General features: G+C 36.3%; 15 protein-coding genes. 6 read left to right on the forward strand and 9 right to left on the reverse strand.

Annotated elements, in window-relative coordinates; translation table 11 throughout:
- Positions 1-47 precede the first annotated feature (47 nt).
- Both MKY88_RS03280 and MKY88_RS03285 read left to right on the forward strand, forming a co-directional pair.
- Positions 48-1,970: an N-acetylmuramoyl-L-alanine amidase gene (locus MKY88_RS03280; protein WP_328204646.1), complete on the forward strand. Its 1,923-nt coding sequence runs from the start codon at positions 48-50 to the stop codon at positions 1,968-1,970.
- A 175-nt stretch (positions 1,971-2,145) separates the two neighbouring features.
- A protein-coding gene (locus MKY88_RS03285; RefSeq protein ID WP_340813003.1) for an IS3 family transposase occupies positions 2,146-3,719 on the forward strand; the annotation gives its coding sequence in 2 pieces (ribosomal slippage) (positions 2,146-2,788 and positions 2,788-3,719; 1,575 coding nt in all).
- 70 nt (positions 3,720-3,789) lie between these two features.
- On the opposite strand, the gene MKY88_RS03290 is transcribed toward MKY88_RS03285, so the two are convergent.
- Positions 3,790-5,766 (reverse strand): S-layer homology domain-containing protein, encoded by a 1,977-nt coding sequence (locus MKY88_RS03290; RefSeq protein WP_340813004.1) that lies wholly within the window; start codon positions 5,764-5,766, stop codon positions 3,790-3,792.
- 263 nt (positions 5,767-6,029) lie between these two features.
- The gene (gene pruA / locus MKY88_RS03295; protein WP_012292396.1) at positions 6,030-7,574 is read right to left on the reverse strand and encodes an L-glutamate gamma-semialdehyde dehydrogenase; all 1,545 of its coding nucleotides are present in this window, start codon (positions 7,572-7,574) and stop codon (positions 6,030-6,032) included.
- A gap of 179 nt (positions 7,575-7,753) precedes the next feature.
- Here pruA and MKY88_RS03300 point away from each other — a divergent pair, with 179 nt between their 5' ends.
- A complete protein-coding gene (locus MKY88_RS03300) occupies positions 7,754-9,091 on the forward strand; it encodes a helix-turn-helix domain-containing protein (RefSeq protein WP_340813005.1) in 1,338 nt (445 codons plus the stop codon).
- A 72-nt stretch (positions 9,092-9,163) separates the two neighbouring features.
- On the opposite strand, the gene MKY88_RS03305 is transcribed toward MKY88_RS03300, so the two are convergent.
- A complete protein-coding gene (locus MKY88_RS03305) occupies positions 9,164-10,138 on the reverse strand; it encodes a proline dehydrogenase family protein (RefSeq protein WP_069480051.1) in 975 nt (324 codons plus the stop codon).
- 611 nt (positions 10,139-10,749) lie between these two features.
- Here MKY88_RS03305 and MKY88_RS03310 point away from each other — a divergent pair.
- Complete coding sequence (locus MKY88_RS03310; protein ID WP_069480052.1) at positions 10,750-11,370, forward strand: TetR/AcrR family transcriptional regulator; 621 nt, start codon at positions 10,750-10,752, stop codon at positions 11,368-11,370.
- A gap of 24 nt (positions 11,371-11,394) precedes the next feature.
- Here the strand turns inward: MKY88_RS03310 and MKY88_RS03315 are convergent, their stop codons facing one another.
- Together MKY88_RS03315 and brnQ are read right to left on the reverse strand one after the other, a co-directional pair.
- Entirely contained in the window at positions 11,395-12,768 is a 1,374-nt protein-coding gene (locus MKY88_RS03315) for a S41 family peptidase (RefSeq protein ID WP_328203295.1), read from the reverse strand.
- Positions 12,769-12,957: 189 nt separating this feature from the next.
- Positions 12,958-14,289: a branched-chain amino acid transport system II carrier protein gene (gene brnQ / locus MKY88_RS03320; protein WP_340813006.1), complete on the reverse strand. Its 1,332-nt coding sequence runs from the start codon at positions 14,287-14,289 to the stop codon at positions 12,958-12,960.
- A gap of 250 nt (positions 14,290-14,539) precedes the next feature.
- Here brnQ and MKY88_RS03325 point away from each other — a divergent pair, with 250 nt between their 5' ends.
- Entirely contained in the window at positions 14,540-15,433 is an 894-nt protein-coding gene (locus MKY88_RS03325) for a C40 family peptidase (RefSeq protein WP_069480055.1), read from the forward strand.
- Between the two features lie 83 nt (positions 15,434-15,516).
- Here the strand turns inward: MKY88_RS03325 and MKY88_RS03330 are convergent, their stop codons facing one another.
- The gene (locus MKY88_RS03330; protein WP_069480056.1) at positions 15,517-16,413 is read right to left on the reverse strand and encodes an accessory Sec system S-layer assembly protein; all 897 of its coding nucleotides are present in this window, start codon (positions 16,411-16,413) and stop codon (positions 15,517-15,519) included.
- Entirely contained in the window at positions 16,413-18,776 is a 2,364-nt protein-coding gene (secA2, locus tag MKY88_RS03335; RefSeq protein WP_193830938.1) for an accessory Sec system translocase SecA2, read from the reverse strand. The genes MKY88_RS03330 and secA2 overlap by 1 nt, the downstream gene beginning before the upstream one ends.
- 225 nt (positions 18,777-19,001) lie before the next feature.
- Between secA2 and MKY88_RS03340 the strand changes: the two genes are divergently transcribed.
- Positions 19,002-20,069, forward strand: a complete 1,068-nt coding sequence (locus MKY88_RS03340; protein ID WP_025116707.1) for a glycosyltransferase family 4 protein — start codon at positions 19,002-19,004, stop codon at positions 20,067-20,069.
- A 496-nt stretch (positions 20,070-20,565) separates the two neighbouring features.
- On the opposite strand, the gene MKY88_RS03345 is transcribed toward MKY88_RS03340, so the two are convergent.
- Together MKY88_RS03345 and MKY88_RS03350 are read right to left on the reverse strand one after the other, a co-directional pair.
- Positions 20,566-21,627 carry an LCP family protein gene (locus tag MKY88_RS03345; RefSeq protein WP_193830939.1) on the reverse strand — a complete coding sequence of 354 codons (1,062 nt, stop codon included), beginning with the start codon at positions 21,625-21,627 and terminating at the stop codon, positions 20,566-20,568.
- A 149-nt stretch (positions 21,628-21,776) separates the two neighbouring features.
- Entirely contained in the window at positions 21,777-22,412 is a 636-nt protein-coding gene (locus MKY88_RS03350) for a YigZ family protein (RefSeq protein ID WP_069480059.1), read from the reverse strand.
- Between the last annotated feature and the right edge of the window lie 115 nt (positions 22,413-22,527).

The following is a 22,527-nucleotide window of genomic DNA, read 5'->3' on the forward strand; positions in this document are numbered from 1 at the left end:
TGTTAAAATGGACACGTTAAGAGAACAAGAAGGGAGGAAATAAGACATTGAACATCAAAAAAATTAGTCTTATCTTGTGCGTCTTATTCATTTCGGCTTCTATGTTTACGATACATAGTGCAAGTGTCAGTGCAGCTACCAACTCAAATATTACATTTGAAGATGTCACTAAAAATCACCCAGCCTATGAAGAAATTAATTATTTAGTAAGTTTGGGTGTTATCCAAGGCTATTTTGTGAATGGTAAAAGAGTTTTTGGCCCAAATAACAATGTAACGAGAGGACAAGCAGCCAAAATGGTTGTCGTTGCCTCCGGAAACAAACCATTAGTCGTAAATAAATCTAGCTTTTCAGATGTTACAGTAGGCACTGAAATGTCAGGTTATATAGAACGTGCTGTACAATTAGGTTTCTTTGACAAAAATATAAAAGGTGAATTCCTACCAAACAAAGCTCTATCTCGTGGAGAAATGAGTTATGTCTTAACAAAGGCATTTAATTTAGATACAAGTGAGTATGAGGGAATCGATTCACCATTTACAGATGTAGGGATCACACACGAATATGTGAAATATATCAATACAATCTATTATAATGGTATCACTAATGGAACAGGTAAAACGTATTTACCAAACAGTACGGTGACACGTTCACAATTCTCATTATTTGTGTCACGTGCAAAAAGTGAGAAATATCGTTTAGAATTGCCTGTAAAAGGTGTAACTGTACCTGATACATCTCAGGTTATTGGCTTAGTAAAAGTAACTACAGATGGTTTAAATATTCGTAAATCAACGGATAGCGCTTCAACTACGAACATTGTAGGTAAAGTCAATACAGGCGGTAAATTATCAGTATATGCAGTTGAAGGTAATTGGTTAAAAGTATCTTATAAAGGTGCTTATGCTTATATTTTTAAACAATATGCTGAATTTTTAGATGCAGATGGCAATGCGTTAGGAGCAGTCGAAAAAGAAGTAACGACAAAAAATGCTGTTAACTTATATGTGAAGCCAACTTCTTCAGCAAAAGTAATTTCAACGATTAAAGCAAATGTAAAATTACCAGTGTATAAAACAGTAGGTGGCTACTATTTAACACAAGTGAATGGTTTACCAGGGTATGTGGTAGCCAATAGTACAACGGATACGGTTGAAGAAGAGAAACCTAATCCAGATCCAGATCCAGGGACACCACCTGTTACTTCAGGAGATGTACTGGGAAGAGTAACGGTTGCTAATCTAAATGTGCGCAGTCAAAGTAATTCGACGTCAGCAGTACTTTTCAAGCTGAATAAAGGAGAGTATGTCCAAGTTAATAGCATCAGCGGTTACTGGGCAGAAATCTCTTATAATGGACAAACTGGTTATGTTCATAAATCTTATTTAAAACTATTAAATCAGACCGCTAAACCTTTGCAAAATCGCGTTATCATCTTAGACCCAGGTCACGGTGGTAAAGATCCAGGGACAGTAAAAGGTTCTGTTTCTGAAAAGAGCATTACATTAAAGGTCAGCACGCAAGTAAAGCAATTACTAGAGAATGCTGGTGCCAAAGTGTATATGACACGTACTGGTGATACGTACCCATCATTACAAGATCGAGTAGATTTCACGCAAGCAAACTACGGTGAGATTTTTGTTAGTGTCCATGTCAATTCCGCTGCCAATACGTCAGCACAAGGTACTGAAACATATTATGCTATATCTACAGGAGATATGTATCAGGAAGACATAGATTTAGCCACATTTGTAAATAACCAAATTGTTAACAATTTAAATATGAAAAATCGTGGTGTTAAACAAGAACAGTACTACGTAATTCGTAATATGGTCATTCCATCTATTCTAGTGGAGCTTGGTTTCTTAACAAACACTGAGGATCACAATAAAATGACAAATGATCAATACGTGAATCTATTTGCAGAATCTATTTATAATGGTATTTTGCAATACTATAAAAAACAATAAGAGTTGAAGAGGCGATGCCAAAGTTTACTAGCTTTGGGGTCGTTTTTTCTCTTTACTTTTAATAAGTACCCAGTTTTCCAAAAAATAAACAAGGCTACCTCCATTGTTTGATATGCTCCCTATTAGGTAGACAGATGAAAAAATAAAATCTGTTTATCTAAGGGGAGTATTTTTTATGGGGCGAAGCAAACATCCACTCGAGTTGAAACTATATATCCTTCAATTGTTCGAAGAAGGTCACTATTCTATCAATGAATTGTGTGAAAGGTTTTCAATAGATCATCAAACTTTTCATAGATGGAAAATGAAATTTGAGGCAGGTGGACGTGAAGGATTACAAGAAGCTACTTCATGTAAGTTCTATTCAAAAGAGTTAAAATTAGCGGCTGTGGAGGACTACATTCAACGAAATTATTCACAGATGGAGGTGTTGGCGAAATACGAGATTAGCAGTACCTCCGTTTTAAAAAGCTGGGTAAAAAAGTATACTAGTCATAGTGAAATAAAAGATTCAGGTAAAGGAATGAGTCAAGCTATGACAGAAGGAAGAAAGACAACTTTTGAAGAACGTATTGAGATTGTCGAGTACTGTTTGAAGCACCAGAAAAATTATCAGTTGGCAGCGCACACCTATGGTGTTTCGTATCAACAGGTATATCAATGGACGAAGAAATTTGAAACGAACGGTGAAGAGGGATTACGTGATCGTCGTGGTCGCACAAAAGATGAAGTCGAATTAACCGTTGAGGAGAAATTGAAATTAGAGATTCAGCGTATTGAACGTGAAAATGAACGTTTACGTGCAGAAAATTTATTTTTAAAAAAGTTAGAGGAAATCGAAAGGAGGCATCGTTAAGCCAAATACGTCTACAGCAACGCTATTTAGCGATTCAAGAATTACATCGAGAGGAAGAGCTTTCGATTCTTTTACTATGTGAAATAGCTGATGTTTCGCGTGCAGCTTACTATAAGTGGCTAAGTCGCAAGCCCTCTAACAGAGAAGTTGAAAATGAAGCAATTTTAAAGGACATTCATCTCCTTTACCAACAAGTAGATGGTATTTACGGCTATCGTCGTACAACGTTGACCATCAATCGCCAGCGAAAAGAACATAATCAAACGATGGTTAACGAAAAGCGTATTTATCGTCTAATGCAGATTAGTGGATTGAAGTCTGTTATTCGTAGAAAGCGCAAGCCTTATCGTAAATCCCCAGCACATCATGTGGCGGAGAACGTATTAAATAGAGCATTTACATCGAAAAAGCCCAATGAAAAATGGTGTACAGATGTCACAGAGTTTAAGTATGGAAATGGGAAAAAAGCTTATTTAAGTGCAATTATCGATTTATATGATGGTTCAATTGTGAGTTATGTGTTCAGTCATTCGAATAATAATTCCCTTGTTTTCAAAACAATAAAATCAGCTATTCAATCATTACAATCAGGCGAACAGCCATTAATACATAGTGATCGAGGTTTTCAATATACATCAAAGGAATTTAAGCGAATTGTGGAAACTGCCAATATGACACAGAGTATGTCCCGTATTGGTCGATGTATTGATAACGGACCAATTGAATCATTTTGGGGCACATTGAAGTGTGAGAAATATTATTTACATAAGTACGATTCATATGAAGAGTTAAAACTAGCGATTGGTGATTATATTCATTTTTATAATTACTATCGTTATCAGAAAAGATTAAGCGGCTTGAGTCCGTTAGAATTCAGGACTCAAGCCGCTTAATACATTTTTTATTATTTCCACTGTCTACTTGACGGGGTGCAGTTCAGTTAAGAGAGGTAGCCTTTTAGTTTTACTTTACGGTAGCGATGAATTTAATATAATCCTTACTAATAAAAGCGGGTTCTGAGTGCGATCTATCTGAAATAACTTGATACCAACCATTAGCACCTGTATCTGTGACGATAACAGGCATATTACTTTTATTAAAGGTGAATAATGGACTTTGTTGTGTGGATGCATCAGCACGAACATTTAGACCAGCTGTTGTTGTTAGTGCAATTTTATACGGGTTACTAGCATCTTTATAGCCTAATGTTTTTTCTGCACGATAGTAGTGTCCAGCAATTTTGGCACCCCAGAAAGGGTCAGAGGCGTATTTTACGTTAAATCCAATTGCTTTAGAGCCAACGACTGAACCATTTGTATAACGACCACCAGGCATAATGTAATTAGGTTGCAAGAACTTTTCGACAAGCTCATTAATGTTTGCGCCAACACTATCAAACTTTTTGTTTAGTGGATTTGTGTCATACACATATAAACCGAATAGGTTATTCAAATTTTGAGCATGATCACTCATCCCGTAGGCACTCTCATGCTGTGCCAGTGCTAAAATAAGCATGGCGTTAATATGGGCATTCGCTTCGACATCTTTTAACTCGGTGCCTAAACCAATTAGTTTACTTTTTGTCGTAGCGTCTTTGTAAATAGAAGCACCTGAGCTCTCAACTTCAGCTAGTTTTTGCATAATATATTGATCAATTTCTTCAGCTGTATATTGTGTCGTAGCACGAGCAGGTAAGAATTGATAGTAATTATAGCCTTCTCCCTTTGAAGAGCCGTTTACATTCGTAAAAGTAATACCATCCCAGCTAAAGTATTTCTCACCTTGCTTCATAAAGCTAGGTGCTTTGCCGTAGACGTAACTAGATGAGTACTTATTGGTTTTATAATCATATAAGGTATGTTTAATTTCACCATTTTCATTTGTATAATAAGCGCGTCCCTTTACTAAAGCGGAAGGGATCAAGGTAACATCTGCTTGTTTTAAAGAACCAACTTGTCCAGCTAAGCGTACCCTTACTTGAGTCGCATCACTACCTAGATACTCCATTTCTGTATTAGCAGCAACGGCAATTTGATCCTTAATTGTTTCGGAATTTAATGCGACATAATTATTTGTGACAATAATACCGGAAGACATTTTTATAATCTTATTATTTTGAGTAACCACTAATGAACTGTTTGTCATCGCTTTTTCAGCAGCCTCAAAACTAGCATAAGATTGCTTGTCTACGAGATTACCATTTGAGATTTCTTTAACGATAAATGCATTCGCATTATTATTGTTACCTGAGTTATTGTCGTTACCAGAGTTCCCATTATTATTGGAATTTCCATTATTACCATTGTTATCAGTATTCCCATTATTATTTTCAACAGTATCAGCAAGGAGAATTAAGCGAAGTATAAAAGTTGATGCTTCAGCAATTGTTGCATTGTCTCTAGGTAAAAACATGCCGTTAGAGCTTCCTTTAATAAGCCCTAATTGAGCACCTATGGCAATGTCCTGACGAAAATCTTTGAAAATTGTTGCATTGTCTTTAAATGTAATAGAGGAAGTACCTTTTGGGATTTTTAAATAATCCACCGCTCTAATTAACATAACGGCCATATGCTCTCTTGAAATACGTGCATCTGGCTTAAATGTCCCATCTGTGTAGCCGGTAATTATGCCAGCAGTAGCGGCAAGCTTGATTTCATTGGCAAATAAATATGTGTTAGAGACATCTGTAAACGTAATATTATCCTTTGTCTCTAAGTTTAAAGCCTTTGCTATGTATGTGGCGAATTCACCGCGTGTAACAGTATCATTCGGACGATAGCTGCCATTTGCATCTTTCAGCAAGGCTCCTTTGGAAATCAAATAACGCAGACCACTTTCATGCATATGTCCTGATAGCTCATCAGCATAGGCCTTTTGGGGTAGCGAAATGATTACGCTAATAAGCATCATGAGTAACATAAAAATTGATAGTTTTTTCATAGTTTTACCCTCCTAAACTGATATCATTTTAACAAAGTTACAGAATCAAGTTAAGGGGCAAATGTTAGAAATACCATAAAATATACCAGGTTATTATAGGAGAAAAGTATCCTTTTGGCTCATGTAGAGAAATTAAAAGTGGAATCTATGAGGGAAGTGAATCAAAATTCACATGAGTTTCTTCTATTATATATATGTTTGAGATAAACGATAAAAAAATGCCGTACATAAGAAACTATGTACGGTATTTATTATGGGAAATATTATAGCATTTCCGAAGTTGTTTTTGCTTGCATGTGAAGTTGTAGGTAGTCTGGGCCACCGGCTTTTGAGTCTGTACCTGACATGTTGAAACCACCGAATGGTTGGTAGCCAACAATCGCACCTGTACAGCCACGGTTGAAGTAAAGGTTTCCAACATGGAATTCTTCACGTGCTTTTTCTAAGTTCATGCGGTTTGTCGTAATGACAGCACCTGTTAAACCGTATTCTGTATCGTTAGCAATTTCAATCGCATGATCGAAATCTTTTGCTTTTGCAATCGCGACTACTGGTCCGAAGATTTCTTCTTTCATAATTCGTGCAGAAGGCTCTACGTCAGCGAATACGGTTGGTTGTACGAAATAACCTACTGAATCATCAGCTGTACCACCAGCTACTAGACGACCTTCGCCTTTACCGATTTCGATGTATTCCGTAATTTTATTGAATGCCGCTTGGTCAATAACCGTTGCCATGAAGTTGCTGAAATCTGTTGGATCTCCAACTGTTAAAGCATTTGTTAACTCTTCTACACGGTTCACCACTTGGTCATACACATCTTCTACGATAACAGCACGAGAACATGCTGAACATTTTTGACCTGAGAAACCAAATGCTGATTTCACGATCGATTGTGCAGCTAATTCAAGATCTGCTTCTTTATCGACAACGATTGTATCTTTACCGCCCATTTCAGCGATCACTCGTTTGATCCAAATTTGACCATCATTTAGGACAGACGCACGTTGGTTAATACGTAAGCCAACATCACGAGAACCTGTGAAGCTGATGAAACGAGTTTTTGGGTGATCAACTAAGTAGTCGCCCACTTCAGCACCAGAACCTGGTACAAAGTTAACAGCTCCTGCTGGAAGACCTGCTTCTTCTAATACTTCGATAAATTTATACGCCACTACTGGTGTTGTAGAAGCTGGTTTTAGTAATACTGTGTTACCTGTTACTAAAGCAGCTACTGTTGTACCAGCCATGATCGCAAATGGGAAGTTCCAAGGTGAGATAACGATACCAATTCCAAGTGGAATATAGTCATAACGGTTGTATTCACCTGGACGGCTTTCTACTGGTTGACCGTTTTTAATACGTAGCATTTGGCGACCATAGTATTCTAAGAAGTCGATTGCTTCTGCTGTATCTGCATCAGCCTCAGCCCATGGTTTCCCTGCTTCTTTTGTTAATAATGCTGAGAATTCGTGTTTACGACGACGAATAATAGCGGCTGCTTTGAAAAGAACATCAGCACGAATAGCTGGATCTACCTTTTTCCAAGTTTTGAATGTTTCATCTGCTGCTTGCATAGCTTTTTCAGCTAAATCTTTGCTCGCTTTTGACACACGGCCAATAACTTCTGTTTTCTTTGCAGGGTTATACGAAACGATTTTATCTTCAGTTGTAATACGCTCGCCACCAATAATAAGTGGGTAGTCTTGCCCTAAGTAACCTTCAACTTTATTTAAAGCCTCTACATAAGCATTGTAGTTTGCCTCTTGTGAAAAATCTGTGAATGGTTCGTGTTTGTATGGAATCATATCTGTTTCCTCCCCTGGATAAATGGTGCCAAATGATTATGCACCTTTAAAGATTTTGTTAATTATATAATGCAATATAATTTGGCATTAATCAACTCAAATTTTAAAACTTTTTTAATTTTTGCATCTGTTTTTCGTATTGGTGTTAGAATAAGCTTAATGGAATACAGGAGGACAAGATGGATAACAATGTACTACTAAGTATTTATAAATACGTCATTGAAAAAGGTGATATGGGAATTTGCGTTGTCGATACAGAAGGCAAGTTGCTCATATACAATAAAAAAATGAGAGAACTAGAAGGCGTGAATGAGGACGAATATGAGGAGAGGCGAGCGATAGAAATCATCGATTTCGAAATTGAAAAGAGCGATATCTTTAAAGTCCTGAGTTCTGAAACGCCAGTTCTACATGTCAAAAAAACGTATTGGAATAAAAAAAATCAAGAGGTGACCTACATAAGCAATATTTATCCGTTGCACTATGAGGGTGTGTTAGTAGGGGCTGTGGAATTTGCGCGAGATATTACGCAGCTTGAATATATGATGTATCAGCCATTAAGAAGATATGGTGCACCGCTAACATTTGATATTATTACGGCTGTTTCTGCAGTCATGAAGGATGTCATTGAAAAGGCAAAAATTGTTGCATTGAGCAGAATGCCTGTTGTGTTAATTGGTGAGTCAGGCACTGGAATCGATATGGTTGCTGAGGGTATTCATCATGATCTGAAGGTGCAAAATGACATGTTTATCGCTCTAATTTGTCGCCGGGATGAGCAAACAGTGTTGAATCAATTTGAAAAATACATTGTTGAAAAAGAGAGAATTACTTTTTTTGCTGAACGCATCGAATATTTATCACTCGAAGCACAAGAAAAGATTGTCGAGCTTTTCAACAATCATCCAAATCATCAGCATGTTTTAATTGCTAGTGTTGGCAAAGACCCTATAGATTTAATTCAAAAGCAGGAGCTTTCTAAAAAACTTTACCGCTTATTTTCTGGAATCACGATTTATGTACCACCTTTACGTGAAAGAAAAGAAGATATGATGCCATTTATTGATGATTATTTCAAAAGGCATCGTGATAGCTTTGGCTCAACAATCCAAGGTCTTTCGGAAGAAGTTCAAGAGACGTTTTTGAAATATGATTGGCCAGGTAATTTAAAGGAATTAGAAGTATTGCTGGACGAGATCACCTCGCTAATTACCAATGAGACTATCGTTGAATCCCATATGCTACCTGTTCATTTTAAATGGAAAATCCAAAGCACATGTGAGGAAGCAGAAAACGAAGTATCAACGAGTGATTTGTTTGTCATTAAAAATCAGCAAGACATTCGACCATTAGATGTCTACATGAAAGAGGTGGAGGAATATTATATTTCGAAGGCATTAGATTTTAACCAAGGTAATATTTCCAAAACCGCGGCGGCATTAGGAATACGTCGACAAAGTTTACAATATCGCGTAAAAAACTATAAGCTTAATAAAAAAAGCGAAAACATTGATTAACAATGTTTTCGCTTTTTTGCATAGCTTGTGTAGAGTAACTGATAGCAATTTCAAACCGCTAGGCCTCAACTATTATTTTCCTTTTTTTGAAAGGCGACCAAGGGCAAATGCTGCTGCGCCTAAGCCAATTGCTAGGTTTGTTTTTTTGTTAAACACTTGTTTTGTCACAAGTGCTACGTTTTGTGGGCGTTCTGCTAAACGGCGCATAAAGTAACCGTACCAGTCGTTACCAAATGGTAGATATGTGCAGAAATTATAGCCTTCACGTGCAAGGTCTAACTGCATTTCTTTACGGAAACCATAAAGCATTTGGAATTCAAATTTTTCATTTGGAACGTTATGTTGTTTAACGAATTGCTTCACATGATTAATTACATTATGGTCATGCGTAGCGATAGAAGTAAATTTACCATGTAGTAAATGATGTTCAATGAGCTTCAGATAGTTACGGTCGATATCACCTTTTGATTGGTATGCTACACTTTCTGGCTCTTTGTAGGCACCTTTTACAATACGCAAGCGGAAATTTTTGTACTTTTCAATATTTTCTTCCGACTCGAAGAAGTAAGCTTGAATAACTGTCCCCACATTATCAAATTGTTTGTGTAATTCCTCTAGTAATTCAAAAGAGCTGTGTAAACGTTCGTAATTTTCCATATCGAAATTCACGAAAATATTGTATTGATGTGCAAGTTCTACGATTTCTTTTAAGTTTTCATAGCAAAATGCGTAATCAATGTCTAAACCTAATTGGGAAGGCTTAAGGGAAATATGAGCATCTAGTTGCTCATCGTGAATGGCTTGTACAACAGCTAAAATATTATTTTTTGCAGCAGTTGCTTCTGATTTCTCATAAACGAACTCTCCAAGATTGTCGACTGTACAAGAAATATTTGCTTTGTTTAATTCTTTAATGGATTGTACAACTTCAGGTAAGCTAGTGCCTGCCACAACACTTTGAGCACCCATTTTTAAACCATATTTTTGAGCAGCGCTATTTAATATTTTGTTCTCTGATAAGTAAATGAAAAAATCACGTAGTACCATTTATATGCCTCCAAAATTGAAAATTTTAAATTCTTGGCGATTATAACACTTTTTTCGAAAAGTAAAATGGTTTGATTTTTAGAAAAATTTTTTTTGCACGGATGACTGAGGGGGTAAACTATTGGCACAATTGACTTTTCAAATTTAAAAATAGCCATAAAAAATATTTTTTCAAAAAGAAGGACTTTTCAAAATAGTAGTTTTGTTTTATGGTAAAATTTTTGTCTTAAAACAGAAGCTCTACTTTATTGGAAGGAGTTTTTTAATATAATTTTAGCAATCTATTGGAGGATAGAGTGAATGTTTAGGCCAATCTATAAGAGAAACGTAACAAGTGGAATGCTTTCTTGTGAAATATATTGATATAATTTTATAGTGTGGGTAATTGTGATTTTTTGGCAATTAGTTACGAAAAATATGCTTTTTTAGTATGATCATAAATCTATCATTTATAGTAAAAATTTAGAAGGTGTATTATAATACAATGGAGTATAATCATGAATAAAATATGTACTTGTTATGAAAATTTAGTTACTTTTGATTAAGAATAGTGTGTCTATTAATGATGCTAAGGGATTAGGGCGACTATAAACTAAGATAAGGTGGAAAGTATGGCAAGGGGAAGAAAATTTAATTCGAATGGGGAACGAAGCAAACAACTATTACTTGAAAAAGCGATAGAGCTATTTTCAGATAAAGGATATCACCATACAAAAATTAGTGATATTGTGAAGGCTGCTAATGTAACACAGCCTACTTTTTATTTATACTTTAAAAGCAAGGATGCACTTTATAATGATTTAAATGTACAATTTCAGAGTGGCTTTTTTGAAGTGATGAATAGTAAATCCTCTGATAGTGTGGCTAATGGATTAGAAGCATTTATTTCGATTTTAGAACAAAAACTGTCAAATTTATTCTTCTATATAATCGAAAATCCGAAGCTATCAAAAATCGGTTTTATAGAATCTAAGCAGGCTTTTTTAGTAAAATCACAGTTAACGCAACAATTGATCCATCTTATTTATCTTTATGATTGTGACAAGGACTTACAACGTTATTGTGTGGATATTAAAATTTTAATAGATTCTTTAGTTGGATCAATGGAGAGATTGATATTAACCAATTTACTGGAGCAAAAAAGATTGCCTGCAGAACTAGCGAACGATATTGTACAATTATATTTTTGGAAAACTGAAGAAATGATACAAAAATCCTCTCATCAATCGTAATGTAGATCGACGAGAGGATTTTTCTTAATTTTCAAATTTTATATGTTGATAATAGCCTTTTTGTGCCTTGCTTTGCTTTTTCGGATGAATGAGTAGCATATATTCCTGATCGAGTGATAAAGGACTTGTTGGAGTAACAATTAATGTTAGCCCTTCAACTTTAGTCGTTGCTACTACTTCATCAGCTCCTAAAGCGATAAGTTGAACATGCCCCTTATCAATTTGCGATACAAGTGTTGAAGGTAGTTTCATCGTTAAATTTCCTGTTTGAAAGGCCATTTTCCCAATTGAAAGCTTTTGATATTGAGGATATTGCTCCTTTATGGCATCAAAGTGTGCTTGGAAAATAGGCGCCGTTGTTGTTTGAATATTAGGTTTGACACCTACTTCATGAATAGTCTGCTGCGCAGGACCTGTAAATTTGCCTACAGTTAATTTTAAGTAGCTTCCATCATGGAGCATATAAAAACCTTGCATAGCTCCCTTCCCATAAGTGGTTTCACCGTATAAAATAGCGGCCTTCTGGTCTTTTAGTGATGCAGAAAGCATTTCAGAGGCACTAGCACTATAACGATTGACTAAAATACGTGTATTTACTGGAAACTTAGTATTTTGCTTAACGGCTGGTATAGTATAGGAGGAATGTGCTTCCTCTAATAGATACGCAACTTTTGCTGATGGAAATAGCCCTGTAAGTTCTTCCGCTGTTGTAACATAACCGCCACCATTATTTTGTAAATCTAAGATAAACGATTTGGCACCGCGCTTTTTTAAGTCAATCAGTGCTTTTTTGATAAGCTGAGCGCCATCTTCTGAAAATGAAGCAAGTGAAATATAGCCAACGTGTCCAAACAATAATTCAGATTGTACATTTGGCAATGTGAATTTTTTTCGTGTAATGGTTTTCGTAGTTGTCATTTCATTACTATGTTTAAGTGTTACTTTCACCTGACTACCTTCATGACCCGTTAAGAGAGAAGAGGTCTCCTGTGTAGAGCGACCAATAATAGACTCACCATTTACAGCAATGATGATATCTCCAGCCTGTAAGCCTGCATCAAACGCACCACTGCCTTCAATTACTTGTAAAATATGAATCCCATCTTCATGCTCTTCAATAACAACACCAATGCCGATGGTTGATAGATTGATGCTATTCATATAATCCTCGAATTCTTGTTTTGTAAAATAGGTGGAGTAAGGATCCAGCATATCAATAATTTCTGCGATGGATGTGGCCTTTTCTAAGTTCCCATTGATCGTCCCTACATACGTATTCTGAATAATTTCCTTTATTTCTCTTACTAACGATTGTTCCTGGCTAATTGCCTGAGTAGATGTAAGTGGTAGGAGAAAGAAGCCTAGAATAAATACGAACGAACATATTAATTTTTTCATTGGACACCTCTTTTCTAGCACTCAATAGAAATGTATGATCCTGTCAGGTAGTGGATGGATACATTTTACAATTGAGTATCTAGTTTTATTATACATGAACGATAGGAATAGTGGATGAGTTTAATGTAATAGAAAAAGAATCTGCTAGCAATACATGGCTAGCAGATTCCATGGAAGATGTAAGCTCTATTATGCTGAGGCTTGATTGTTAAATAGTTTGTAAATAATAAAGCCGATGAATGCGCCGACAATGGCCGGTGCAAGCCATCCTAAGTTTTGGTCATATAATGGCAAGGCTTGAAGAATATTTTCATATGATGTGATTTCAATTTTCATTTGTTTTAATCCATCATATAAGCTGACAAGGAAAGTAGGGATTAGCGCTAAAATATAAACAATTTGTCCACCTTTATAGAAATGATCCGCTAATGATAGTACCATCAATACCATAGCTATTGGATAAATGATTAACAGCACAGGTAGAGAAGCATTAATAATTGTTGAAAGTCCCACATTAGTAATGGCTGTACTAAAAATAGTAAAAACGATTAAGAATGTTTTGTAGGATATTTTTGGGAATAACTTATGGAAAAATTGTGCATTGGCAGTTAGTAAACCAACAGCTGTTGAAATACAAGCTAGTAAAATAGTCGCAGACAAAATAATACTTCCTAGACTTCCAAAAAGTACTTCTGCTGATTTTGCAATAATATCTCCACCATTAGCAGAAGTACCAATGGCAGTAATACTTGTATTCCCGATATGACCAAGTGAGATATAAACAAAAGATAATCCAATGGCTGCAACGACACCGGCAAATATAGTTGTATTCACTTGTTTTTTCTTATCTGTCATGCCCATATCGCGTAATGCTTGTAAAATAACGATACCGAAAACAAGTGCGCTCAGAACATCCATTGTTAAGTATCCCTGTACAAACCCTTCAGCAAATGGGGAATTAATATAGCTTCCGACCGCGACCCCTGGCTCTCCCATTGGAGAAATAAAGCTTTTGACAGCTAACAATAAAATCACAAGAAGCAGGGCAGGGGTTAAGATTTTTCCTACTCGATCGACAAGCTTCGAAGGGTTAATGGATAAATAAAGAATTAAGGCAAAAAACAAAATAGATGTAATGAAAAGTGGTGCCCAATGGTCCTTCATAACTTCTGGAAGAAAAGGGGCAATTCCAATTTCATAGGACACTGATCCAGTTCGTGGTACGGCAAAGAATGGTCCAATTGCTAAATATACAATAGATGTAAAGAGTATACCAAAAGCGGGACTCACACGATTGGCGAGTAGTTGTAAATCGCCTCCTGCTTTTGCGACAGCAACGATAGCTAATAGTGGTAAACCGACACCTGTTATAAGGAAACCAATCATGGCTACTGTGATATTTTCACCTGCCTGCTGACCTAATAACGGTGGAAAAATAATATTCCCAGCACCCAAGAATAAGGCAAATAGTAGTAATCCTACTGCTAAATTTCCTTTGATGAAATGCATGATGTTTTTCATAAGTATAAAAACTCCTTTAAGATTGAAAAGCTAAAACTTTCTAAAAATTTTAAATACAGATGTGTATGTTATCATAGGAACCAAAATCTTGCAATGAATATACTATTGTAATATAGTCGGATTTCGTCGTTTTCTATAAGTTTGATAAAATGTTTGAAAAATAGTCAGTATTTCCGATTTTTCATACTATAATTATCTAGTATGATAGACACACAAGGAAATATTCTAGCACGAACGGAGGCACTTTGGTATGCAAAAAACAAAAAAATGGAGAATTCTTGTTTTAAGCACTTTAGCCACTTCATTTTTAACTCTACAAACTGCAGAGGCTGCGACTTATACTGTACAAAAAGGCGATACTTTATCTAAAATCGCCCAAAATCATCAAGTAACGATTTCAGAGATTATGAAATGGAATAATCTATCGAAAGATACGATTTATGTAGCTCAACAGCTTGAAATTCAAAAGCAAGCAACGAGTGATAGTAAAAAGCCTTCAGTCCCATCAACATCCACAAAGCCAACAACTACTTCTCATACGGTAGCGAAAGGGGATACATTATCGAAAATTGCTAAGCAATATAATGTGACAATTAAGGATATTATGAATTGGAATAAGCTTGAGAAAGACACAATTTTTATTGGACAAGTGTTAAAAGTGTCTCCAGGCGCAGTCATTCCCGAGGGCGATTCGATACATAATAATGTGACTTCAGATGCGGGTACACCATCAAAAGTAACAACAAATGATCCTACAACTAATGGACAAGCTATTTATAAGAAAACAGTAGAAGTAGCCCAGACATTGGTTGGTACCCCATATCTATATGGAGGAAATACTCCTGTAGGCCTTGACTGCAGTGGCTTTATTTTCTATGCCTTTAATCAGGGCGGTTTAAAAATAGGCAGAGCAAGTAGTGAAGGATATTATAATGGCAATACTACATCTGTACAAATTCCAGTGCCTGGCGATTTAGTATTCTTCGAGAACACGTATAAAGAAGGCATTTCTCATATGGGTATTTACCTGGGGGATAATAAATTTGTCCATGCGGGTACAGATGGTGTAGAAATTTCAGATGTTACGTATCCATACTGGTCATCTAAACTAGTAGCCTATAAACGGTTTGAAAGTGTGAAATAAAAAACAAGCAATTTTTGCTAAGGCAGATCGCTTGTTTAGTGAGAAATTGAAAAAGCCCCCTCTTTTAGAGAAGGGGCTTTTTATTATTGGGTTACACGTGCTGTCCAACGGGAAAGATCCGCGCCTTTTGGATTTACTAACTCAGTGGGGAAAATAAATGTCCAAGGTTTTGTTGAATTAGGTTGGACGGTTAAAATAGGATCCATTTTAAAGGAACCTTTTGCGATTTGTTTTCCTCTAGCGTCAATAATTTCAAGAGGCAGTTGCTCCAAATTTATAGCTTTATTGTGTCCATTTCGAATAAAGATAGAGACGTTTAAACTACCATTATTCATAAATTTAGCTTGCAAACCAGTAAAGTTTACTTCTGTGTCGCCTAATTTCGGTAAAGTTTTAACGATCTTGGCAAGCTCTTCTTTTTGTTCGGCTGGTAGCTGTTCTTCCCATGTAGAATCAAGTTCTAACTGATGTTCGCGTAAGGATACAAGATTGAAAGCCAGTTTCCAGCCTTCTTCTGGTACTTCATCTACTTGAATAACTGATTTTTCAAATTCGAATACCCATGGACGAGCACTTTTAGCAGGGATTGTTCCAAGAGCTTTAAAGTCGAATTTTTTAGAAGCTACAAGCTTATCGTTTTTATCCATAATAAATAGTTCGATCTCTCCAAGCTCAATTGCTTCAGAAAGAGAAGACCGGAAAAATGCACGCACTTGCCATTTACCAGAGCGATCCTCTTCAATACTAATTGAAGAAAGTGATAGTTGATTGGGTTTCAACGGCTCTAGTTCATTTGCAAGAAAATTAAAAATGTATTGTTGCTCTTGAGGGACAACCCAATCTGGGTGGAACGAAAGTTTTGTTTCAACTATCTCAGCGTTGCCATTATTTGTAACCGTACTTCCTAGTAAATCTGCTGAATCGATTGTGTTTTCTTGAACTACTTTATCTGATTTTTTAAAGAACGAAAATAAGCCCATTATTTTTCCTCCTGTTGCTCTTCAATTGTTTTCATGTATCCTATTATTTCTATAATGATAGAACGACGTAAAGCTTGGAAGTTTTTAGCGAATAACTCTAAGCCTTCACGTTGATAAATACGCATAGGATCCTCTTGTTGATAATGACGAAGGCCAATACCTTCTTTTAGGTGGCTCATTGCTTCTAAATGTCTGATCCATCCGTTGTCTATGTTGCTTAGCATGATTTGTGGAATAATACTAATAACTTGATCATTCTCGGCAAAAATGTCCATTTTTGCTGTTAATGCATCCACAGGTTTCTGTAGTGAATCTAAGATAGGTATAACCTTTCCAACTTCTCTATCAACTGAAATAGGAGTTAGGAAGAGGCTATTTAGACTTGTCTCTATACCATCATAGTCCCACTCGAATGAAGGTATATCATCTGGAGTTGCGTCACGTACGGCAAAGTCCACTGTTTCATATAACATTTGTTTTAATTGTTCTAACAAATCTTCCCCAGCTAAAATTTTATCTCGCAGTCCGTAAAGCACAGTACGTTGATCATTAATGACATCATCTAACTTTAAGTTATATTCACGCATGCCATATTGAGATCCTTCGACAATACGCTGAGTACGGTCTATTAGCTCCTGCACCTCTTTATTTTGAATAATGCCTTGTTCATCCACAACCATTTTAGCAGAGAATTTTTCAACTTCTTCTTTTGCATAGCGGCGGAACATATCATCTTCAATAGAGAGAATGAAGCGGCTTTCGCCTACGTCTCCTTGGCGACCAGAACGACCACGAAGTTGATTATCTACACGACGACTTTCATGCTTTTCCGTACCAATGACATATAATCCACCAAGTTCGTGAACATCATCGCCTAGCATGATATCGGTACCACGACCGGCCATATTTGTCGCTACTGTAATACGCCCTTTTTGACCTGCTTGTGAAATAAGCTCAACCTCTTGCTCAACGGTTTTGGCATTTAATAATTGGAATGTTAACTTTTCCTTTTTCAAATGCTCAGCGACTGTTTCAGACTGTAAGATCGATGTTGTACCAATTAAGATGGGTTGTCCTTTATCATGACGTTTTTTAGCTTCAGCAGCCACATACTTATATTTTGCCTCTTGTGTGCTAAAAATAATATCAGGCTGATCGACGCGCTGACGAGGACGGTTGGTTGGGATTTGTATAACTTCCATGCCGTACACTTCTCGGATTTCTTTTTCCTGTGTTTTTGCTGTACCCGTCATCCCTGAAAGCTTCGGATACATACGGAAATAGTTCTGAATTGTGACCTGTGCCATTGATTTATTTTCATCCGTAATCGTAACGCCCTCTTTAGCTTCAATTGCTTGGTGTAAACCGTCAGAAAGTGAGCGGCCTTCTAATATACGACCTGTAAACATATCGACAAGCTCAATTTTGTCATCTTTGACAATATAATCTACATCGCGTTCGAACATTACATGTGCGCGAACAGCTTGGATGACGTAGTGGAAAAGTGTTTGATGTTCTAAATCATACAGATTATCAACATTGAAAGCAGCTTCAACCTTTTCAATACCTTTATCCGTAAGGGAAGTAGCTTTTGTTTCATCATCAAAATCATAATCTTCATCTTTCTTGAAACGTTTAGCTACCATTGCAGCGATGCGATGTAATTCATCATTTGAAGGCATCTTACCAGCAATAATTAATGGTGTTTTAGCTTCATCGATTAATACACTATCCACTTCATCAATAATAGCGAAATGATAAGGACGTTGTACTTTATCTGCTAAGCTATAGGCCATATTGTCACGTAGATAGTCGAAACCAAATTCAGTACCCACACCGTATGTGATATCTGCATTATAGGCTTCTTTTTTCTCATCAGCTTCCATCATCGGAATATTTAAACCAACAGTTAGGCCAAGGAAACGATGAATTTGACCAACAAGCTCAAAGTCACGTTTTGCTAGGTAATCATTGACGGTGATGACATGAACGCCTTTACCTTCTAATGCACGTACATAAGAGGGAAGGGAGGCAACTAGTGTTTTACCTTCACCTGTAGGCATTTCAGCAATATTGCCTTCTGTTAACACTAAACCACCGATAAGCTGCACATCAAAATGACGCATTCCTAATACACGCTTTGAGGCTTCGCGTACAACAGCAAATGCGTCTGGGATGATCGATGTAATAGGCTCACCTTGTTCCAATTGATTTTTGAAAATAAAAGTCATCTCTCTTAATTCAGCATCTGACTTATCAACATACTTTTCTTCAAGATTATTAATTTGATCTACTATTTTGTAGTAGCGTTTTAATTGACGAGCACTTGTTTGCTCTTTGTTACTTTTGAAAATTGAGAACATGAAATATACGCTCCTTTAATGTTGTCTAAATGCTAGACACACCATTATTCTATCAAATTTTACTTAAGGTGACTACAATTGACTATATAGGAATCTATTAATGCTAAAATGTACAAAATATTTGTGAAATCGTGGAAAATGTTTAGAAAAAGTATATTTCAATGCTTGTTCGTGCTATAATCAATTTGGATTTCAATGTAGATTATTTTTTTGAGGAGGAGAGACATGATTTACGTGTCTTTAATAGCAGCATTTGTTGCATCCATTTTGTTAACTCCATTAGTGAAACGTTTAGCGTTTAGAATAGGTGCAGTGGATGCACCAAACTATCGAAAAGTACATGCTCGAATTATGCCAAGACTCGGTGGTTTGGCGATTTTCCTTGCATTTATAATTGGTGTAACAATTTTATATTCTTATTTAATTCAAACTAAAAATGGCAATAGCGATTATTTAATAGCGATTATTATTGGTGCTTGTATTATAGTTGCGACAGGCGTTGTTGACGATATGCGTGAGATTTCTGCTAAAGCAAAAATGCTTGGTCAGCTAGGTGCGGCACTCATTATTGTTTTTGTAGGCGGCATTCAAATTGATATGGTAAACTTACCGTTTTTAGGGACATTAGATTTTGGTTTACTAAGTATCCCATTAACAATCATTTGGATTGTCGGAATAACAAATGCTGTAAATTTAATTGATGGCTTAGATGGTTTAGCGGCTGGTGTCTCCACGATAGCGCTGATTACATTAGCAGTCATGGCATTTATTATGAGTAATATGTTTGTTTTAGCTATAGCAGCCATTTTAGCTGTAGCTTCACTTGGCTTTTTATTTTATAACTTCCACCCAGCCAAAATTTTTATGGGTGATACAGGAGCATTATTCCTTGGATTTATGATTTCTGTGCTAGCGCTACTTGGTTTTAAAAATGTTACGTTCGTTTCTTTAATCATCCCAATTATTATTCTTGGTGTACCGATTTCTGATACGTTCTTTGCGATTGTTCGTCGTGTCCGTATGAAGAAGAAATGGTCTGATCCAGATAAATCCCACTTACACCATCGTTTACTGGATATGGGTTTCACACATCGTCAAACTGTACTTCTTATTTACGGAATTGCCGTGATGTTTGGATTAGCCGCTATTATTTTCTCGATGGCAAAAGTATGGGGAGCAATTTTACTTGTCGCTGTCATCCTAACAGCCATTGAAATATTTGTAGAAATTATCGGGCTTGCTGGTAAAAACTACAAACCATTATTAAATTTTGTACGGAGTTTCAGTAAATAAGGCTTTATGAAATAATACTAAATACTAAAGGCACACTTAATTTTTTGAGTGTGCCTTTAGTATTTTTTCTTTTAACAATGAAAATTTAAGCCTCAGTCCAGAACTTAGACTGGGAGCATAGCAGGTAGCTTAAAAGGACTATGGTTGAAGTTAATATTTGATTTGAGAGCCATATGAAAGAGACGAGAGAACTTCTCGATAGCTTTTGCCTGGGTAAACCGTTGATACGCAATGCATTTGGTGTTATGTTTTTCCATCATTGGCTTCTGAAATTTTATTATGGAGGTTTATTGATTATTAATACTTACTGATAGCTGTTTGAAGTAACGGATTAGAGGGAAAAGAAACAACAACGCTAAAGCTGCTCGTATGGTCGTTAGGGTGTATGGAAAAGAGCAGGAGACTTATACTAAAAATGGCCTTGGCTAGAAGTAAAAAAAGATCATAGACAAAATTTTGTCTATGATCTGAAGGGTCTTATTGTTATACGAACTGATTATTCTACAACTGAATTTTCATCGCTAGCAGCACTATCAGTTCCTGTATTGTTGCTACCACTTGATGTTAGGCTTGATGATTCTTCATTTCGGCCAAGGTGGTTTTTAAATATTTCCTTTGTTTCTTCCACAGAATCCTGATTTAGCTGATAATAATAAATACCAGTAGACATATCATCTGTACCTTCCAAATTTAAAGTGTCGATACGTGGGGCGCCTTTTGATAAGTATGACAAGAAGGATTTCATTTCAGTAAATGTCATATCTGTTTTCATATTATCACCAAGTGCTTTAATCACATCATCATACTTTGTGATGGAACCAACAGATGCTACTTTTTTAATTATAGCTGAAAGAATTTCCTGTTGACGTTTACCTCGTTCGATATCGCTATCTTGTTTACGTGTTCTTGCAAGGGCCAGTGCCTCACTACCATTTAAATGCTGTAGTCCTGGCTGTAAATTGATTGTAAACTTATCAAATTCGTCTAATTCGTGTAGGGCATACGGTACTTCTGCCTCAACACCGCCTAAAGCATCGACAACATCAATGAAGGCATTGAAGTTCATACGTACATAGTAGTCGATTGGGATATCGAATAATTGTTCTACTGTTTCTATAGTAGTAAGCGTTCCACCCATCGCGTGGGCATGAGTAATTTTATCTTTATAGCCTACTTTAGGAATATAAACGTAAGAATCACGAGGGATACTTAACATTTTAATGGTATGTGTTTTATTATTTAACGTTGCTAAAATAAGCGCATCCGAACGTGAATGATCTGAACCTTGTCCGCGATTATCACTATCATCAACTCCGACAAATAAAATAGAAACATTATCATGTACCGGTTCTACTTTTTCCTCACGGAGCTTAGAAACTTCCCGACCTTCTAATACTTCATGGGCTGAGTTTGCCGCATGCTCTACCTGTTTTGTAAGGTAAACACCATAAGCAGTAACACAAATCACTAAGCTAGCAACTAGGAGTAGTGTAACTTTTATAATTAAGGAAGCTTTAGAAGATCTCTTTTTGAACTTATTAACAGATCTTTTTTTCATAATGGATATATTCTCCTCTTATTATTAGGAATAATAATGCAATAAAGCTAAATTTTATTCAATTACTAAAGAAGTAAACGTGTGGTCCATAAAAATAGCCTAACAAAAAAATTATACTATGCATATTTAGTTTCGACAATTAAAACTATTTATTTGACAATAAATTCTATAAATTGAGCATCTTCGAATGTGATGGATGCTTGTCCATTCGTGATTTCTGTCATCCAGCTTCGGAACTGTTCCTCTTCTTCTTTTAGCACAGAGACGATGATTTCGACACCCTCTAAATAACGGATGTCCTCTAACGAATAGGACGAACCTCTTACTTCGTTTTCAACTTTCCCGAGCCATGTGTAATCAATGGCAACTTTCATGAAATGATGAAGCTTGCGCTCAACTACTTGCGCGGCAATAAGACCTTCTGTTGTTGCTTTTCCGTATGCACGTATAAGACCGCCACCGCCGAGTTTAATCCCTCCAAAATAGCGAGTCACAACGACGACCGTATCTTTTAGGCCTTGTTTTTTTAAGACCTCTAACATAGGGACGCCAGCCGTACCGCTAGGTTCCCCGTCATCATTCGCTTTTTGAATGTTATCATGTTCGCCGATTATATAGGCTGAGCAATTATGTGTTGCGTTGTGATGCATTTTTTTTATACGATCTATAAAAGAAATTGCATCCTCTTCCGTTTCTGCACGTTCTATATAAGTGAGAAAGCGGGATTTAGAAATAACAATTTCGCTTTCACCATATCCTTTTACTGTTAAATAGTTTTCTCTCATCCGTATCAATCTCCTTTTAACTAGAGTTCTATTCTATAATTTTCGTAAAGAAAAAGCATTAAATTTTAGCATGGTAATGCTATAATAGGTGTAGACTATGGAATATAAGAATTTG

This window comes from Lysinibacillus sp. FSL R7-0073, from assembly GCF_038009065.1.
Taxonomy (GTDB): domain Bacteria; phylum Bacillota; class Bacilli; order Bacillales_A; family Planococcaceae; genus Lysinibacillus; species Lysinibacillus fusiformis.

Excerpts from the sequence above, each read along its gene's own strand:
- MKY88_RS03290 (WP_340813004.1), bottom strand. The coding sequence starts at position 5,766 with ATGAAAAAACTATCAATTTTTATGTTACTCATGATGCTTATTAGCGTA.
- MKY88_RS03345 (WP_193830939.1), bottom strand. The coding sequence starts at position 21,627 with ATGAAAAAAAGATCTGTTAATAAGTTCAAAAAGAGATCTTCTAAAGCT.
- MKY88_RS03340 (WP_025116707.1), top strand. The coding sequence starts at position 19,002 with ATGATTTACGTGTCTTTAATAGCAGCATTTGTTGCATCCATTTTGTTA.
- MKY88_RS03325 (WP_069480055.1), top strand. The coding sequence starts at position 14,540 with ATGCAAAAAACAAAAAAATGGAGAATTCTTGTTTTAAGCACTTTAGCC.
- MKY88_RS03305 (WP_069480051.1), bottom strand. The coding sequence starts at position 10,138 with ATGGTACTACGTGATTTTTTCATTTACTTATCAGAGAACAAAATATTA.
- MKY88_RS03300 (WP_340813005.1), top strand. The coding sequence starts at position 7,754 with ATGGATAACAATGTACTACTAAGTATTTATAAATACGTCATTGAAAAA.
- secA2 (WP_193830938.1), bottom strand. The coding sequence starts at position 18,776 with ATGTTCTCAATTTTCAAAAGTAACAAAGAGCAAACAAGTGCTCGTCAA.
- MKY88_RS03310 (WP_069480052.1), top strand. The coding sequence starts at position 10,750 with ATGGCAAGGGGAAGAAAATTTAATTCGAATGGGGAACGAAGCAAACAA.
- pruA (WP_012292396.1), bottom strand. The coding sequence starts at position 7,574 with ATGATTCCATACAAACACGAACCATTCACAGATTTTTCACAAGAGGCA.
- brnQ (WP_340813006.1), bottom strand. The coding sequence starts at position 14,289 with ATGAAAAACATCATGCATTTCATCAAAGGAAATTTAGCAGTAGGATTA.
- MKY88_RS03350 (WP_069480059.1), bottom strand. The coding sequence starts at position 22,412 with ATGAGAGAAAACTATTTAACAGTAAAAGGATATGGTGAAAGCGAAATT.
- MKY88_RS03315 (WP_328203295.1), bottom strand. The coding sequence starts at position 12,768 with ATGAAAAAATTAATATGTTCGTTCGTATTTATTCTAGGCTTCTTTCTC.
- MKY88_RS03330 (WP_069480056.1), bottom strand. The coding sequence starts at position 16,413 with ATGGGCTTATTTTCGTTCTTTAAAAAATCAGATAAAGTAGTTCAAGAA.